At 57.6% G+C, this 17379-nt stretch carries 16 protein-coding genes and 1 other annotated feature; of the genes, 7 read left to right on the top strand and 9 right to left on the bottom strand.

The features are described 5' to 3' along the window. The first annotated feature begins 15 nt into the window (after window positions 1-15). A complete protein-coding gene (locus tag K5R89_RS06690; RefSeq protein ID WP_087827730.1) occupies window positions 16-1473 on the top strand; it encodes a PLP-dependent aminotransferase family protein in 1458 nt (485 codons plus the stop codon). On the opposite strand, the gene K5R89_RS06685 is transcribed toward K5R89_RS06690, so the two are convergent. Further along, window positions 1442-1912: a YlaC family protein gene (locus K5R89_RS06685; RefSeq protein WP_064155186.1), complete on the bottom strand. Its 471-nt coding sequence runs from the start codon at window positions 1910-1912 to the stop codon at window positions 1442-1444. The two genes, K5R89_RS06690 and K5R89_RS06685, sit on opposite strands and share 32 nt — an antisense overlap. A gap of 33 nt (window positions 1913-1945) precedes the next feature. On the opposite strand from K5R89_RS06685, the gene K5R89_RS06680 reads away from it, so the two are divergent. Further along, window positions 1946-2077, top strand: coding sequence for a hypothetical protein (locus K5R89_RS06680; RefSeq protein WP_162543094.1), 132 nt, complete (start codon window positions 1946-1948; stop codon window positions 2075-2077). Here the strand turns inward: K5R89_RS06680 and maa are convergent. The 5 genes from maa to acrA all read right to left on the bottom strand — a co-directional run bounded on the left by maa (window position 2049) and on the right by acrA (window position 8239). After that, window positions 2049-2615, bottom strand: coding sequence for a maltose O-acetyltransferase (maa, locus tag K5R89_RS06675; RefSeq protein WP_217259258.1), 567 nt, complete (start codon window positions 2613-2615; stop codon window positions 2049-2051). The two genes, K5R89_RS06680 and maa, sit on opposite strands and share 29 nt — an antisense overlap. Before the next feature lie 158 nt (window positions 2616-2773). Beyond that, entirely contained in the window at window positions 2774-2992 is a 219-nt protein-coding gene (locus K5R89_RS06670) for an HHA domain-containing protein (RefSeq protein WP_002892050.1), read from the bottom strand. A 26-nt stretch (window positions 2993-3018) separates the two neighbouring features. Next, window positions 3019-3393 carry an Hha toxicity modulator TomB gene (gene tomB, locus K5R89_RS06665; protein WP_002892066.1) on the bottom strand — a complete coding sequence of 125 codons (375 nt, stop codon included), beginning with the start codon at window positions 3391-3393 and terminating at the stop codon, window positions 3019-3021. A gap of 483 nt (window positions 3394-3876) precedes the next feature. Next, window positions 3877-7023, bottom strand: coding sequence for a multidrug efflux RND transporter permease subunit AcrB (acrB, locus tag K5R89_RS06660; RefSeq protein ID WP_023288644.1), 3147 nt, complete (start codon window positions 7021-7023; stop codon window positions 3877-3879). Window positions 7024-7045: 22 nt separating this feature from the next. Next, on the bottom strand, window positions 7046-8239 hold the full coding sequence (acrA, locus tag K5R89_RS06655) for a multidrug efflux RND transporter periplasmic adaptor subunit AcrA (RefSeq protein WP_023288645.1): 1194 nt from the start codon (window positions 8237-8239) through the stop codon (window positions 7046-7048). 142 nt (window positions 8240-8381) lie between these two features. Between acrA and acrR the strand changes: the two genes are divergently transcribed. Both acrR and mscK read left to right on the top strand, forming a co-directional pair. Next, window positions 8382-9032 carry a multidrug efflux transporter transcriptional repressor AcrR gene (gene acrR, locus K5R89_RS06650; RefSeq protein ID WP_023288646.1) on the top strand — a complete coding sequence of 217 codons (651 nt, stop codon included), beginning with the start codon at window positions 8382-8384 and terminating at the stop codon, window positions 9030-9032. Window positions 9033-9161: 129 nt separating this feature from the next. After that, window positions 9162-12509, top strand: coding sequence for a mechanosensitive channel MscK (gene mscK / locus K5R89_RS06645; RefSeq protein ID WP_048334197.1), 3348 nt, complete (start codon window positions 9162-9164; stop codon window positions 12507-12509). 35 nt (window positions 12510-12544) lie between these two features. Here mscK and K5R89_RS06640 read toward each other — a convergent pair whose 3' ends face one another. The 3 genes from K5R89_RS06640 to priC all read right to left on the bottom strand — a co-directional run bounded on the left by K5R89_RS06640 (window position 12545) and on the right by priC (window position 14225). Further along, entirely contained in the window at window positions 12545-13444 is a 900-nt protein-coding gene (locus K5R89_RS06640; RefSeq protein ID WP_217220199.1) for an Rpn family recombination-promoting nuclease/putative transposase, read from the bottom strand. A gap of 67 nt (window positions 13445-13511) precedes the next feature. Beyond that, complete coding sequence (rsmS, locus tag K5R89_RS06635) at window positions 13512-13685, bottom strand: pleiotropic regulatory protein RsmS (RefSeq protein WP_004204742.1); 174 nt, start codon at window positions 13683-13685, stop codon at window positions 13512-13514. Window positions 13686-13697: 12 nt separating this feature from the next. Then, the gene (priC, locus tag K5R89_RS06630; RefSeq protein WP_048296890.1) at window positions 13698-14225 is read right to left on the bottom strand and encodes a primosomal replication protein N''; all 528 of its coding nucleotides are present in this window, start codon (window positions 14223-14225) and stop codon (window positions 13698-13700) included. Between the two features lie 69 nt (window positions 14226-14294). Between priC and K5R89_RS06625 the strand changes: the two genes are divergently transcribed. The 3 genes from K5R89_RS06625 to dnaX all read left to right on the top strand — a co-directional run bounded on the left by K5R89_RS06625 (window position 14295) and on the right by dnaX (window position 17374). Beyond that, entirely contained in the window at window positions 14295-14672 is a 378-nt protein-coding gene (locus tag K5R89_RS06625; RefSeq protein WP_004204740.1) for a DUF454 family protein, read from the top strand. A 150-nt stretch (window positions 14673-14822) separates the two neighbouring features. Further along, window positions 14823-15374, top strand: coding sequence for an adenine phosphoribosyltransferase (gene apt / locus K5R89_RS06620; protein ID WP_023288650.1), 552 nt, complete (start codon window positions 14823-14825; stop codon window positions 15372-15374). Between the two features lie 92 nt (window positions 15375-15466). After that, on the top strand, window positions 15467-17374 hold the full coding sequence (gene dnaX / locus K5R89_RS06615; protein ID WP_217259257.1) for a DNA polymerase III subunit gamma/tau: 1908 nt from the start codon (window positions 15467-15469) through the stop codon (window positions 17372-17374). Beyond that, window positions 16707-16771: a sequence feature (DnaX frameshifting element), on the top strand. It overlaps the preceding gene by 65 nt. Window positions 17375-17379 lie beyond the last annotated feature (5 nt).

Below are 17379 nucleotides of genomic sequence, written 5' to 3'. Positions count from 1 at the left end.
CCACGAGGAGGTGACATGAACATACCGGACGATGCGTTTTATGGGTTGGTGACGCAGGGGATGCGGCAGCGAACGGACGAAACCCTGCAGCGCGCCCTTTACCACACTTTGCGCCATGCCATCCTGCAGGGAACCCTGGCGGCCAGCTGCCGTTTGCCAAGATCGCGCATGATTGCCGATCGACTGCATCTGTCGCGCAATACGGTGAATGCCGCACTGGAGCAGCTGACGCTGGAAGGATACCTGACGCGAAGCCGTCAGGGGACGCAGGTTGTGCCGCTCGCCGCCAGCCGCCGGCAGGAGGTAATCGCGCCACCCGTTGTGCTGTCTGAGCGGCTGCAGGGGCTGCCAGCCGCTATGCGCCGTGACTCGCCGGCGCTGCCGTTTACCCCTGGCATGCCGGCGGTGAACTATTTCCCGCTGCCGCTGTGGCGGCGGTTAATGGATAAGGCTTTGCGCGACGAGGGCAGCATGCTGCTGGGTTACGGTGAGGCCGCGGGCGATCCCCAACTGCGGGAGGCGATCGCTCGCCATCTGGCGCTCTCCCGGGGTATTCAGTGCGACATCCGGCAGATCGTCATCACCGAGGGGGCGCTGGAAGGGGTCAACTTATGCGCCTCGCTGTTGACTAACCCGGGCGACACCGTGTGGCAGGAAGAGCCGGGATACCTGGGCGCCAGGAGTGGTTTCCAGCGGGCGGGGCTGCAGGTCTGTGGGATGGCCGTCGATCATGAAGGGATGTGTATAGCCAACGGCGCGGCAGAACCACCCCGGCTGATTTTCACCTCTCCCTCTCATCAGTATCCCCTTGGGAGCGTTATGAGCGCCGCGCGGCGTCTGGCGCTGGTGGAGTATACCCATCGGCACGGCGCGTGGATTGTGGAGGATGACTACGACAGCGAGTTTCGCCACAGCGGAGAGCCGATCCCGGCGATGCTGGGAATGGTCCCGGATGCCCCGGTGGTCTATCTCGGCACCTTCAGCAAAACCCTTTTTCCGGCGCTGCGTATCGGTTTTATGGTAATGCCGCCCGCGCTGGCGGATGCCGCTCAGGAGGCCATTGGCGCGCTGCTGCGCGGGGGGCACCGCGCTGAACAGCGGGCGCTGGCCAGCTTTATCGAGAAGGGGCACTATGCGCGTCATCTGGCGGCGATGCGTCGTCTGTACCGCAAACGTCAGCAGTTGCTGCGCGAGGCGCTGGCGCAAGAGATCACCGTGCCGTGCGAAGTCCTTGGTGGGGAAGGGGGGCTCCATCTGACGCTGGCCATCGAGGGGATCGACGATCGCGCGATAGCGCAGCAGGCGCGTCAGTTTCAGCTGGCGCCCGCTGCGCTAAGTCATTTCTATCTCGACCCGCGGCGGGGGCGGAGCGGGCTGGTGCTGGGGTATGGCAATACTTCTGCTTCCCGCTATCCGCTGGCGCTGCGGACGCTGAATCGTCTTATTGCGCAGTACCGGCTCGGGTCAGCGTAAAGACATCGTAAAAGGAGAGATCGCCTTTGGTGTCGACCATTTTTTTAAGCTGCGCCTTCTGCTCGCTATCGACGTCCGGCGACTGCATAATACGGTCGATCAGCTGTCGGGGGACAAAGCGGGTGTTGTACCATTCGCCGTTGTAACACACGCGAAAGTCGAGGACATCGATATCTTCGTAACGATAGCGTGGATAGACGTCAAAGAAGAAAAAAGCGTTGAACAGGATGAACAGCACCACCAACAACCAGACCGAATCCACCAGCGTTTCAGAGCGCAGCATCACCACCAGCGTCGCCAGAAACGCGGCATACATGGCAACAAACAGGCCCGGATGGTTACGGATAAAACTGATGCTAAAACGCGGGCGATTATCGCGTTTTTCCTGCACGTTCAGTTCGTCAATGGTGTGAGTTAGCAGGCGTTGTATTTCTGTCATCTTGGTCCCCGAATTCTGCAATAAGCCTGCCCCGTGCGCCCGGTGGTTCGGGCGTGGCAGGCTCAGCCTGAAGGCTATTTTATGTTGCAGTATTCTGCGGAGAAAGTAACAGATCGGTTACAGAAAAGCATAACAGTTACGCATTTGGCGGCGGAAGGCGCTTGATGATCTGCGCCGGGTTGCCGCCGACAACGGTACTGGCGGGGACGTCTTTAGTGACCACCGCTCCGGACGCGATGACCGCATTATCGCCAATGGTCACCCCGGGATTGATCACCGCCCGACCGCCAATCCACACATTGTGGCCAATGGTCACCGGTTTGCCATATTCCTGGCCGCTGTTTCGGGCCTCCGCATCCAGCGGATGGGTGGCTGTATAGATATGGACGCCCGGGGCCAGCATGCAGTTATCGCCAATATGGATAGGATAGACGTCCAGCATCACGCAGTCAAAATTGGCGTAAAAACCGGCGCCGAGAAAGATATTGTAGCCGTAGTCGCAGCGAAAGCTTGGCTCGATATACGCATCGCCAGCGCGACCGAGCAGCTCGGCGAGAATACGCTGACGTTCTTCCTGCGCATCCGGGGCGGAATGATTGTAACGGTGCAGCAGCTGTCTGGCGCGCAGGCGATCGGCGCGTAGCGTTGGGTCGCCAGATAAATAGAGCTCACCGGCGATCATTTTGCGTTTTTCTTCACTCATTGGTCTTCCTTATACCTGACGTTAGATGGCCGCAGCAGTATAAAAAAGAAACCGATTACAGGTTTGCTGTTGGCTAAATGATGTGATGACTATCACAAAGATACCCTGCTGAGGCTGGCGATTACCGCCCGGTCAGCAGATCGCGTCGGGCGCGGTAATTAGCGGATAAATTTCCAGACGGACGTCGGGATCTTATCGTACAGCTTATTCATGGTCAGTTCAGCCAGACGATGATCGGCGGCTGAGTAAAATACCGCCAGCTCATTATCAGAAAGTTCATATTTGTTTTTTTCAATGACGCGCTCCAGCGTGTCAATTGTCTGGCAACGGCGTAAGCGCATCAAATAGTCTGTTTTAGTTAATGGCTTATCAGACATAATTCCACCTTTTGATTGTAATAATCCTAACACGAAAGACTGGCCGGATTTTCCCGGCTGGCGTTGACAAAACAACGAAATAACCGATTACCGGATTTTTTCCACTTTTGCAAATCCGTAGAGTTAATGCCGTAGTTACTGAACAACGTAAATGTATCGTCCAGATATTCGTCAACCTGAGCGATCAGCTTATTATCCTCAGCGTACTTAATTTTATAATTAAGGGCGAATGTGGCAATGTGCTCGATCAGTTCATTTAACTGGAGATTGACAGCCGATGTCGGGTCGTTGACCCAGCCATGGTTGCTCTCTTCCAGGTTTGCAAGGCAGTCATGATACAGCGTTTCGCAGAGAAAGCGTAGTTGTGCGATATCATGTCTTTTTGGCGAGTATTCGTCCATAACGCATCCCCTTTTGAGTGGTTTAAACGACGACTAACAAACACCGTTGTGGGATGAACACGACTAACTGACCTGACACTAACTGAGTAATCCTGCTGATTTAACTATAATCCACTCTCCAACAGATTTCATCGTGCTATTACGAAAAATTACAATTATCAGAGAGAAATTATCTTAAAAATAGACCAATTAAATTCTCCGACCCGGGCGCGCAGCCTGAAAAATAGAGATGTCTTATCAATCATTGGCTTAAGGCAGGCAGTCGTCGCGTTCAGAAACCGCCGGCCGTGATGATGATATTAGGATTATTCCTGGTAAATGAGCGTAAGAAGATCCTAAGGGCTAAACAGCGTGATAGATATAGCAGGGAACACATCAATATATATTAAATGCAGCGCGAAAAATAAACAATGGCAATATGTGCCCTGTGGGTAATGATCAAAAAAAGGGCCGCAGTAGCGGCCCTTTGTTCATCAGTGCAGATTAATGATGCTCAACCTGATGGCTGTGCTCAATATCTTCCGATTTCTTACTAAAGCGGCGTCGCACCACCACAAAGAACACCGGCACGAAGAAGATTGCCAGGATCGTCGCGGTCACCATCCCGCCCATTACGCCTGTACCTACGGCGTTCTGCGCACCGGAGCCCGCTCCGGAGCTGATAACCAGCGGCATAACCCCAAGGATAAACGCCAGGGAGGTCATCAGGATTGGACGCAGACGCATACGTACCGCTTCAAGCGTCGCCTCAATCAGCCCTTTGCCCTCTTTCTCCATCAGGTCTTTGGCGAATTCAACGATCAGTATCGCGTTCTTCGCCGACAGGCCGATGGTGGTCAACAGGCCAACCTGGAAGTAAACGTCATTGGTTAAACCGCGGAAGGTGGCGGCTAACAGCGCGCCGACCACACCCAACGGTACGACCAGCATGACCGAGAACGGAATCGACCAGCTCTCATACAGCGCTGCCAGACACAGGAAGACGACAATCAGCGAGATGGCATACAGGGCAGGGGCCTGGTTACCGGACAGCCGCTCCTGATAAGACATCCCGGTCCAGTCGTAGCCAATACCCGACGGCAGTTTACCCGCCAGCTCTTCCATCAGGCTCATCGCCTCACCGGTACTCTTGCCTGGCGCTGCCTGGCCAAGAATTTCCATTGATGGCAGACCGTTGTAGCGTTCCAGACGCGGCGAACCGTATTCCCAACGCGAGGTGGAGAAGGCGGAGAACGGCACCATCTGGCCATCACTGCCGCGAACATACCACTTGCCGATGTCTTCCGGCAGCATACGGTATTTCGCTTCGGACATGATGTACACTTTCTTCACACGGCCGCGGTCGATAAAGTCGTTGACATAGCTTCCGCCCCAGGCGGCGCCCAGCGTGGTGTTAATGTCGCTGATGGAGACGCCCAGCGCCTGGGCTTTTTCCTGATCGATATCGACTTTGAACTGCGGTGTATCTTCCAGACCGTTAGGACGCACGCCGGTCAGCACGTCAGGATGCTGCGCCACCATGCCAAACAGCTGGTTACGTGCCTGGGTCAGTTTTTCGTGTCCCAGGCCGCCCTGGTCAATCAGCTGGAAGTCAAAGCCGGTCGCGGTACCCAGTTCAACGATAGCCGGCAGGTTAAAGGCGAAGACCATCGCGTCTTTAATCTGCGAGAAATAGCCCATCGCCCGACCGGTGATCGCTTCAACTTTGTTTTCGTCGCCTGGACGCTGACTCCAGTCTTTCAGCGAGACGAACGCGATACCGGTGTTCTGGCCGCGGCCGGCGAAGCCGAAGCCGTTAACCGCAAACACGGATTCCACGTTGTCCTTCTCTTTGGTGAGATAGTAATTCGTCATCTCATCCAGCACTTTCTGCGTGCGCTCCTGGGTGGCACCGGCAGGCAGCTGGGCCATACTCAGGAACACCCCCTGGTCTTCGTCCGGCAGGAACGAGCTCGGCAGACGAACGAACAGCCACGCCATACCCACCACGATGATCAGATACAGCACCAGATAACGACCGGTGCTGCGCAGAATGTTGCCTACGCTGTCGGTGTAATGGTGCGTGCTCTTATCGAACATGCGGTTAAACCAGCCGAAGAAACCCGTGGTCGCGCCATGGCTGCCTTTCTGAATAGGCTTCAGCATCGTGGCGCACAGCGCCGGCGTCAGGATCAGCGCGACCAGTACCGATAGCGCCATCGCGGAAACGATGGTGATGGAGAACTGGCGATAGATGGCCCCGGTTGAGCCGCCGAAGAACGCCATCGGGATAAATACCGCCGACAGCACCATGGCGATACCTACCAGCGCGCCCTGAATCTGCCCCATCGATTTACGCGTCGCTTCTTTCGGCGGCAGGCCTTCTTCGGCCATGACGCGCTCGACGTTCTCGACCACCACGATGGCGTCATCCACCAGCAGGCCGATGGCGAGCACCATCCCGAACATCGTCAGGGTGTTTATCGAGAAGCCAAACGCCGCCAGCACCGCGAAGGTCCCTAACAGGACCACCGGCACCGCGATGGTCGGGATCAGGGTGGCGCGGAAGTTCTGCAGGAACAGATACATCACCAGGAAGACCAGGATGATCGCTTCCACCAGCGTTTTAACCACTTCGTGAATAGAGATTTTCACGAACGGGGTGGTGTCATACGGGTAAACGATTTTCATCCCCGACGGGAAAAACGGCTCCATCTTCGCCAGTTCAGCGCGGATCGCGTTGGCGGTATCCAGCGCGTTCGCGCCGGTAGCCAGTTTAATACCCAGACCGGACGCAGGCTGGCCGTTATACTTCGCCACCACGTCATAGCTTTCGCCACCCAGTTCAATTTTGGCGACATCACGCAGACGAACCTGGGAACCATCCTGGTTCACCTTCAGCAGAATGTTGCCAAACTCTTCCGTATTGGTCAGACGCGTCTGCGCGACGATGGAGGCGTTGAGCTGCTGGCCTTTCACCGGCGGCGTACCGCCTAACTGACCAGCGGCTACCTGGGCGTTCTGCGCTTTCAGCGCGCTGATCACGTCCACCGGCGTGAGCTGGAAGTTATTCAGTTTATTCGGATCCATCCAGATACGCATCGCGTACTGGGAACCGAACAGCTGAACGTCGCCGACGCCGCTGGTACGGCTGATCGGGTCCTTCATGTTGGCCGCCACGTAGTCCGAAATGTCGTCCTGGTTCATGGTGCCGTTGGTGTTAATGACGCCGACAACCATCAGGAAGCTGCTGGACGCTTTCTCAACGCTGATCCCTTGCTGCTGTACTTCTTGCGGCAGCAGAGGGGTGGCCAGGGCCAGCTTGTTCTGAACCTGAACCTGGGCGATGTCCGGATCGGTACCGGATTCGAAGGTCAGGGTGATGGTCGCCGTACCGGTGGAGTCGCCATTCGAGGACATGTACATCAGGTGATCGATACCGTTCATATTCTGTTCGATAACCTGAGTCACGGTGTTCTGCACGGTTTCGGCGTCAGCACCGGGGTACATGGCGGTAATGGAAATTGCTGGCGGCGCAATCGTCGGATATTGCGCCACCGGCAATTTGAGGATCGATAATCCCCCAGCCAGCATGATGATGATGGCGATCACCCATGCAAATATGGGGCGATCGATAAAGAAATTAGGCATGTCTTAACGGCTCCTGTTTAAGTTAAGACTTGGTTTGTTCTGATGGCGCGTTGCCTGCGGCTTGCTGTTTATCATCAGAAGCTACTTCCTGCGCTTTTACCTGCACGCCTGGTTTGATTTTTTGCAGGCCGGTGACGATAACGCGATCGCCGGATTTCAGACCGTCAGTGACCAGCCATTTATCGCCAATCGCTTGAGAAGCAGTGACCTGGCGGACTTCGACCTTATCGCCTTCACCCACTACCATGACGCTGGCGTCACCGCGCGGCGTACGGGTCACGCCCTGTTGCGGCACCAGCAGGGCGTCAGGGTTAACCCCTTCTTCCAGACGCGCGCGGACAAACATCCCCGGTAACAGGGTGTGATCCGGGTTGGGGAAAATGGCGCGCAGCGTGATAGAGCCGGTGGTCTGGTCGACGGTCACATCCGAGAACTCCAGGGTGCCGGACTGCGGATACTTAAGACCGTCGTTAGTCACCAGCTCCACTTTCGCTTTACCGTTTTCCTGTTTCAGACGGCCATCGGCCAGCTCCTGTTTCAGGCGCAGGAAATCATTGCTCGACTGGGTGACGTCAACATAGATCGGATCCAGCTGCTGAACGGTTGCCAGAGCGGTTGACTGACCATTCTGCACCAGCGCCCCTTCGGTCACCGCGGATTTACCAATGCGGCCGCTGATCGGCGAGGTGACTTTGGTGTAGGCCAGATTGATGCGCGCGGTTTCCACGGCCGCTTTCGCCGCGACCACGGCCGCATTGCTCTGCTGCGCCGTCGCGACGGCGGTATCGTAGTCTTGTTGACTGATATACTTAGTGCCTAACAGTTTCTGATAACGCTTGACCGTCAGTTGATCCATGTTTGCCGCCGCCTGGGCTTTTGCCAGGTCGCCTTTGGCGCTGTCATAGCTGGCCTGATAGGTGGCTGGATCGATCTGATACAGGGAGACGCCGGCCTGGATATCGCTACCTTCGACGAAGTTACGTTTCAAAATAATGCCACTGACCTGAGGGCGGACTTCCGCAATGCGATAGGCGCTGGTGCGGCCTGGCAGTTCGGTGGTCATTTGTAGAGGTGCGGATTTGAGCGTCACAATACCGACTTCCGGCATGTGCTGGGCTCCCTGTTGAGCCGGTTTATCGTCACATCCTGTTAGCGCTAAGCTGCCTGAGAGCATCAGAACGACCGCCAGAGGCGTTAACCCTCTGTTTTTGTTCATATGTAAACCTCGAGTGTCCAATTTCAAAATGTTCAGTGGCTCAAACAACCACAAACCCACTACAGTCTTTCTATTATGGTCGTGCTATGGTACATACATTCACAAATGTATGTAAACGTAACCTCTGTAAAGTCATTAACCTATGGCACGAAAAACCAAACAACAGGCACGTGAAACCCGGCAACTGATTCTGGATGTTGCTCTGCGTCTGTTTTCGCAGCAAGGCGTATCATCTACCTCGTTGGCAACAATTGCAAAAGCTGCGGGTGTAACGAGGGGGGCTATCTACTGGCATTTCAAGAATAAATCAGATTTATTCAACGAAATTTGGGAGCTGTCAGACGCCAGTATTAGCGATCTCGAAATTGAGTATCGGGCAAAATTCCCTAACGATCCACTCTCAGTTATCAGGGAGATACTAGTCTATGTTCTTGAAGCGACGGTGACAGAGGAGCGCCGTCGGTTGATGATGGAGATTATCTTCCATAAGTGTGAATTCGTCGGTGAAATGACCGTGGTGCAGCAGGCCCAGCGGCAGTTATCCCTGGCGAGCTACGAGCGCATCGAGCAGACCTTGAAAGAGTGCATCGCCGCGAAGCTGTTGCCCGCCAATTTACTCACCCGGCGAGCGGCGATTTTAATGCGCAGCTATCTTTCCGGCCTGATGGAGAACTGGCTGTTTGCCCCCGACTCGTTCGACCTGCATGCGGAAGCGCGCGACTATGTCGCCATCCTGCTGGAGATGTATCAGTTCTGCCCCACGCTGCGCGGCCCGGAGAACCTGTCAGCGTAAACGTCGCGCGCGGAGGGACGTGAATTTTTAGCGCCGTCCGCCGCTATTCGCCAGCGATGAGAAGTGCTATTCTTCGCGCTTGCGACGACCCCCGGTATTCTCCGGCATTTGCATTCATTCATATTAACTATGCTGCACACGATCTCCAGGCAACGCGCCACGTTCATCTTTATCATTATGCTGCTCTGTTTTATTGGCCTTTTCAGTCCAGTTCAGGGCCGCGCCGCGGACCTCCCTGACCGGGCGGAGGTGCAGAGTCAGCTCAATACATTAAACAAGCAAAAAGAACTGACTCCGCAGGACAAACTGGTCCAGCAGGATTTGACCCAGACCCTGGAAACGCTGGATAAAATCGATCGCATCAAGAGCGAGACGACGCAGCTCCGCCAGCAGGTCGAGCAAGCCCCGGCGAAGCTGCGCCAGGCGGTGGACAGCCTTAACAATCTGAGCGATGTCCCGAACGACGACGCGACGCGCAAAACGCTGAGCACGCTCTCCCTGCGTCAGCTGGAATCGCGCGTCACCCAAACGCTGGACGATCTGCAGAATGCGCAAAACGATCTGGCGACCTACAACAGCCAGTTGGTTTCCCTGCAAACGCAGCCGGAACGCGTGCAAAATGCGATGTACAAAGCCTCCCAGCAGCTGCAGCAGATCCGCAATCGTCTGAATGGCACCTCGGTGGGGGATGAGACTCTGCGTCCGACCCAGCAGGTGCTGCTGCAGGCCCAGCAGGCGTTGCTTAACGCGCAGATCGAGCAGCAGCGCAAGAGCCTCGAAGGCAATACGGTGCTGCAGGATACCCTGCAGAAGCAGCGTGACTACGTCACCGCCTGGAGCAACCGGCTGGAGCATCAGCTGCAGCTGCTGCAGGAGGCGGTGAACAGCAAGCGGCTGACCCTGACTGAGAAAACCGCCCAGGAGGCGGTCACGCCCGACGAAACGGCGCGTATTCAGGCCAACCCGCTGGTCAAGCAGGAGCTGGATATCAACCACCAGCTGAGCGAGAAACTGATTCAGGCGACGGAGAACGGCAACCAGCTGGTGCAGCGCAATATTCAGGTGAAGAACTGGCTCGACCGCGCCCTGCAGTCTGAGCGGGATATTAAAGAGCAAATTTCCGTGCTCAAGGGCAGCCTGCTGCTGTCGCGCATTCTCTACCAGCAGCAGCAGACGCTGCCGTCGGCGGATGAGCTGCAGGATATGACCAATCGCATTGCCGATCTGCGGCTCGAACAGTTCGAGGTGAATCAGAAACGCGACGCGCTGTTCCAGAGCGATGCCTATGTCGCTAAGCTGGAAGAGGGGCACAGCGCTGAAGTAAACGATGAAGTGCACGCCGCGCTGCTGGAAGTGATCGACATGCGCCGGGAGCTGCTCGACCAGTTCAATAAACAGCTGGGGAATCAGCTGATGATGGCCATCAACCTGCAGATCAACCAGCAGCAGCTGATGAGCGTCTCGAGCAGCTTGAAAGAAATTCTGACCCAGCAAATTTTCTGGGTGAACAGCAATAAACCGATGGACTGGGAGTGGATTAAGGCCTTCCCGGAAGCGCTGAAAGGTCAGTTTAAGGCGATGAAAATCACCGTGAACTGGGAAAAAGCGTGGCCGGCGGTGTTTGTCGCTTTTCTTGCCGGATTACCGCTGCTGCTGATTGCCGGCCTGATCCGCTGGCGTTTGCAGTGGCTCAAGGATTATCAGGCAAAGCTTGCCTCCCAGGTAGGCCAGCTGCGGAATGATACCCAACTGCATACGCCGAAGGCGATCCTTATCGACCTGATCCGCGCCTTACCGGTGGTGCTGGTGATTCTGGCGATTGGCCTGATCTTACTCACCATGCAGCTCAATATCAGTGCTCTACTGTGGGCATACAGTAAAAAGCTGGCGATGTTCTGGCTGGTGTTTGGCCTGTGCTGGAAAGTGCTGGAAAAGAACGGCGTAGCGGTCAGCCACTTTAATATGCCGGCGCAATTGACCAGCCACTGGCGGCGGCAGATTGTTCGCGTCAGCCTGGCGCTGCTGCCGCTGAATTTCTGGTCGGTGATTTCCGAGCTGTCGCCGCTGAACCTGATGGACGACGTGCTGGGGCAGCTGGTGATTTTCTTCAACTTACTGCTGATAGCGGTGCTGGTCTGGCCGATGTGCCGGGAAAGCTGGCGCGATAAAGAGTCGCACAGCCTGCGCCTGCTGACGATCACAGTGCTGTCTATCGTTCCGGTGGCCCTGATGGTGCTAACGGCGACCGGCTACTTCTACACCACGCTGCGCCTGGCGGGACGCTGGATCGAGACCGTCTATCTGGTCATGATCTGGAACCTGCTGTACCAGACTGTGCTGCGCGGCCTGAGCGTGGCGGCGCGGCGCATCGCCTGGCGCCGGGCGCTGGCGCGCCGTCAGCATCTGGTGAAGGAGGGCGCGGAAGGCGCCGAGCCGCAGGAGGAGCCGACTATCGCCCTCGAGCAGGTCAACCAGCAGACGTTACGCATCACCATGCTGGTGATGATCGCGCTGTTCGCGGTCATGTTCTGGGCGATTTGGTCGGATTTGATCACCGTTTTCGCCTATCTCGACAGCATTACCCTCTGGCATTACAACGGCACCGAGGCAGGGGCCAGCGTGGTGCGCAGCGTCACGATGGGCAGCCTGCTGTTTGCCATTGTGGCGTCGATGGTTGCCTGGGCGCTGATCCGCAACCTGCCGGGGCTGCTGGAGGTGCTGGTCCTGTCGCGTCTCAACATGCGCCAGGGGACTTCCTACGCCATCACCACCATTCTTAACTATGCGATTATCGCCATCGGGGCGATGACGGTATTCGGGTCGCTGGGCGTCTCATGGGATAAACTGCAGTGGCTGGCGGCCGCGCTGTCGGTTGGTTTAGGTTTTGGTCTGCAGGAGATCTTCGGTAACTTCGTCTCCGGCCTGATTATTCTGTTCGAACGTCCGGTGCGCATTGGGGATACGGTGACTATCGGCACTTTCTCCGGTACGGTAAGCAAAATCCGTATTCGCGCCACCACCATCACCGATTTCGATCGCAAAGAGGTGATCATCCCGAACAAGGCGTTCGTTACCGAGCGCTTGATCAACTGGTCGCTCTCCGACACCGTGACCCGCGTGGTGATCCGCCTCGGCGTCGCCTACGGTTCCGATCTGGATAAGGTGAAGGAGGTGCTGCTGAAGGTCGCGCACGATCATCCGAAAGTGATGCAGGAGCCAGCGCCAGCGGTCTTCTTCACCACCTTCGGGGCCAGTACCCTGGATCATGAACTGCGTCTGTATGTCCGTGAACTGCGCGATCGCAGCTACACGGTGGATGAGCTCAACCGCGCCATCGACCGTCTGTGCCGGGAGAATGACATCAACATTGCCTTTAACCAGCTGGAAGTCCATCTGCGAAATGAAAAGGGCGACGAGGTCACGGAAGTGAAGCGGGACGGAAAGGGTGACGATTTAGCGCCCTCCGTCGCGTCTTAACTGAAAAGGGGCGGCGCAAAGCCGCCCCTGCTGCATCAGGGCGTCAGCGCGGCGAGCTCTTCGTCGCTAAGCCCGGTGAGTTCCCGCACGATTTGACGTTCGAGGCCGCGCGCCAGCATTCTGACGGCGATGCTGCGAGTGGCTTCCTGTTCGCCCTCCTGCTGCCCCTGTTTACGGCCTTTCTCTTCCAGCCATTCGGCAATGGTCATCATCAGCTCCTTATGTCTGGGCGACTGCGCCGCCAGCGCGCGGATCAGCGCCCCCGGATGTTCCGTGGTACCCGCCTGCAACATATAGCGCAGCAGCGTATTTAACTGCGCTTCTGTCAGATAGCCTTGCGTCATCAGCGCAATCAGCGGCACCTGCAGCTCGGCCAGATCGCGATGGCGGATATGCTTTTGCAACAGCTCCAGCATGGCCATACGCCGATGACGGACGATCTGATTATCTGGCATAACGGTGAGGTCCACCAGCGGAAAATCACCGCTATAGAGCGCCTTCGCCAGCGCCGGTTCGGCGAATAGCTGTTGCCAGTTGCGGGGCCAGGGCCAGGGGCTGACCTTGCCGTGATAAAACAGAATTGGCACCACCAGCGGCAGCGTGTCGTGGCCAGCGTCCAGATGACGCTGCATGGCGGCCAGCGCGTAGCGCAGCAGGCGAAACGCCATCAGCTTGTCCGGGGTACTCTGGTGCTCAATCAGCGCGTAAACATAGCCCGGTCCGTGGCGGGTGCGCAGTGAGTAAAGGATATCGGAATAGCTGGCGCGCAGGTCCTCTTCAACAAAGCTACCGGAGACCAGCTGCAGTGAATCCAGCTCGCAAATTGCCAGAAACGGCGCGGGCAGATACAGCTGCAGGAAATCCTTCGCCACCGCCTGATGCATCAGCATCTGGCGAAAAACCGCATCGTGCGGGGTTTGACTGACCTTTTCCATCAATATTGCCTCCATCGGCGTCATGCGCAGAGGACCACTCTGCCAGCACTTCGTCGTGGGCAACATCTTACTTCTGCGGCGTTTGCGAGGCGCTTTCCGCGTTTTTTAACTTGTTTGCATAATCCCGCCTGACAATTTCCAGCGCGTCCAGCACCGTTTGCGCCGGGATCTGATGCGACTCCAGCAACATGATTAAATCGACGGCCAGTTTGACCTCATCGGGGGCATTTTCCAGCGACATCAGACTCTCCTGTTAGCGCGTCAGCCGCGCCAGTACGTTTTCAATCTTGTCCAGCGCCTGTCGACAGCGCGCCAGCCGTCCGCTGTAGACCTCGACTTCGCTGGCCAGCCGCTGCTGCTCGTCAAGGCTGGTAGCCTGCGTCAGCTGGCGCTGGCGTTGGTCGCGCATCGCCAGCAGGCGGCGCTCATACTCCTGATGCTGCAGGCGACGGCGCTGCCAGCGGCTCAGCGTTGGCGAGGCATGGTCCCAACTGCGCAGCGACCAGGTGGCGGTTTCGCGACGCAGCGCGGCGATTTGCGCCGCCAGCCGCTCGGCGATCCAGGCTACCTGCGGCAGCTGCTGGCGCTCGACGGCCTGGCGGAGCTGGCTGAAGTTGTGTTGGGCTTCCGCCAGATAGGCCTGCATCAGCGTGCTGCGGGTGTGGAAGAGCTGGCGGTCAAAGCGCGGGCTGAGGGTCGCGTGCTCCGCCAGCGGCGCCACCAGCGCGGCCAGCTCGCTGAGCTGATTGTTCAGCGTTTGTAAAAGTTGAGCTGTTTTCACCCGCCCCCTCCATTTTCCATCAGCCAACTGTGCTACAGTAGCCGTATCTGTTTGATAACGATTCGCATTATGCCACCTGTTATTTTAACCATTATCGGCTGGCTGGCGGTAGCGCTGGGTACGCTGGGCGTTTTCTTACCGTTGCTGCCGACGACGCCGTTTATTCTGCTCGCCGCCTGGTGCTTTGCCCGCTCATCGCCGCGCTTTCACCAGTGGCTGCTGTATCGCTCATGGTTCGGCGGCTATCTTCGCCACTGGCAGCAGTACCGCGCCATGCCCCGCGGCGCCAAACCGCGTGCCATTGCCATGATCGTAGCGACTTTTGCTATTTCACTGTGGCTGGTTAAGCTTACGTGGGTGCGCATCATGCTGTTGGTCATTCTGGCCTGTCTGCTGATCTTTATGTGGCGCATTCCGGTGGTTGACGCAAAGCAACAAAAGCACTGATGCGCAATAATGCCTGTTGCAATTGTTGCTGACAGCCAGTAAATTCTGGCGTTTTCGAGCGCGGGTAAGCCTGGTCAAAGGTTAAACAAATGTTTCTTTGGCCCCTTTTGCACGCCCGTGGGTAACACCGTTTCAATCAGGCATACACTTATGACCGCAACTGCACAGCAGCTTGAATATCTGAAGAACAGCATCCAGAGTATCGAGGATTATCCAAAACCTGGCATTCTTTTCCGCGATGTCACCAGTTTACTGGAAGACCCGAAAGCTTACGCGCTCAGCATTGAACTGCTGACCGAGCGCTACAAAGACGCGGGAATTACCAAAGTGGTAGGGACTGAGGCGCGTGGCTTCCTTTTCGGCGCACCGGTTGCGCTGGCGCTGGGCGTGGGCTTTGTTCCGGTACGCAAGCCGCGTAAGTTGCCGCGTGAAACCATCGCTGAGAGCTATGAGCTGGAGTACGGCACCGATCAGCTGGAGATCCACGTTGACGCCATCAAACCGGGCGACAAAGTGCTGGTGGTGGACGATCTGCTGGCGACCGGCGGAACCATCGACGCGACGGTCAAACTGATCCGCCGTCTCGGCGGCGAAGTACAGGATGCCGCTTTCATTATCAATCTCTTCGATCTGGGCGGCGAACAGCGCCTGGAGAAGCTGGGGGTCCACTGCTACAGTCTGGTGCCGTTCCCGGGCCACTAAGCAAATCCCTCCACATAGCCTCGCCGATCGGGCGGGGCTGTGATAGCATGACCCCTTCGTGATTTCACCTTCCAGCGTTTCAGAGCCAGCCCATGAGTTATCAGGTCTTAGCCCGTAAATGGCGCCCACAAACCTTTGCTGACGTCGTCGGCCAGGAACATGTGCTGACCGCACTGGCGAACGGCTTGTCGTTAGGGCGCATTCATCACGCTTATCTCTTTTCCGGTACCCGCGGTGTCGGTAAGACTTCCATCGCCCGCCTGCTGGCGAAAGGGTTAAACTGTGAAACCGGCATCACCGCCACCCCCTGCGGCGTGTGCGATAACTGCCGGGAAATAGAACAGGGGCGCTTTGTCGATCTGATTGAGATTGACGCCGCCTCGCGAACCAAAGTCGAAGATACTCGCGACCTGCTGGATAACGTCCAGTACGCGCCGGCCCGCGGCCGCTTTAAGGTCTATCTCATCGACGAAGTCCATATGCTGTCGCGCCACAGCTTCAACGCGTTATTAAAGACGCTGGAGGAGCCGCCGGCGCACGTCAAATTCCTGCTGGCGACGACGGATCCGCAGAAGCTGCCGGTGACGATCTTATCCCGCTGCCTGCAGTTCCACCTGAAGGCGCTGGACGTTGAACAGATCCGCCATCAGCTGGAGCATATTCTTGGCGAAGAGCAGATTGCCTTCGAGCCCCGCGCGCTGCAGCTTCTGTCGCGCGCCGCCGACGGCAGTCTGCGTGATGCATTAAGTCTGACCGATCAGGCTATTGCCAGTGGAGAAGGGCAACTGACGGCGGCGTCGGTGAGCGCCATGCTCGGCACCCTCGATGACGATCAGGCGCTGTCGCTGATTGAAGCCCTGGTCGCCGCCGATGGCGAGCGGGTCATGGCGGGCGTCAATGACGCCGCCGCGCGCGGCGTTGAATGGGAGGCGCTGCTGGTGGAGATGCAGAGCCTGCTGCACCGCATCGCCATGGTTCAGCTGTCCCCTTCGGCGCTGGGCGCCGACATGGCCGCGGTCGAAGTGCGAATGCGCGAACTGGCGCGCACCGTACCGCCGGGCGACGTTCAGCTCTACTACCAAACGCTGCTGATTGGCCGCAAAGAGCTGCCCTATGCCCCGGACCGGCGGATGGGCGTCGAAATGACGCTGCTGCGCGCCCTGGCGTTTCATCCGCGTAAGCCGCTGCCCGAGCCGGAGGTGCAGCCGGCACTGGCCGCCGCGCCCGCGCCGCGCCAGCCGGTTTCCCCCGCAGCGATGCCGCCGCAGCCGTCGCAGAGTTTGCCGCCGACCACCAGCCAGGTGCTGGCGGCCCGCAGCCACCTGCAGCGCAGCCAGGGAGCAACCACCCCAAAAAAGAGTGAACCGGCAGCCGCTTCCCGCGCGCGGCCGGTGAATAACGCTGCGCTGGAGCGACTGAGTTCGATTACCGAGCGCGTCCAGGCTCGTCCGGCCGCGGCGGCGCTGGAGCAGGCCCCGGCGAAGAAAGAGGCCTATCGCTGGAAGGCGACGACGGTGGTTGAAGAGACCAAAGTCGAAGTCGCCACGCCTAAAGCGCTGAAAAAAGCGCTGGAGCATGAAAAAACGCCGGAGCTGGCGGCTAAGCTTGCCGTTGAAGCGGTCGAGCGCGACAGCTGGGCGGCGGAAGTGAGCCAGCTGGCGGTACCGAAGCTGGTCGAGCAGGTGGCGCTCAACGCGTGGAAAGAGCAGGAGGGCAATCGCGTCTGTCTGCATCTGCGCCCCAGTCAGCGCCACCTCAATTCCGCCGGCGCGCAGCAAAAGCTGGCTGAAGCGCTGGGGGTGTTGTACGGTACGCCGGTTGAATTGACCATCGTGGAAGACGATAATCCCGCGATGCGCACGCCGCTGGAGTGGCGGCAGGCTATTTATGAAGAGAAGCTCGCGCAGGCGCGCGACGCGATTATTGCGGATAATAACATCCAGACCCTGCGTCGTTTCTTCGACGCCGATCTGGATGAAGAGAGTATCCGCCCCATTTGACTGCA

Source organism: Klebsiella sp. TF21-TM (genome assembly GCF_019753495.1).
Classification (GTDB): Bacteria; Pseudomonadota; Gammaproteobacteria; order Enterobacterales; family Enterobacteriaceae; genus Klebsiella; species Klebsiella quasipneumoniae.
Note: the sequence above shows the minus strand (reverse complement) of the source record. Positions and strands in the feature narration are given on the sequence as shown.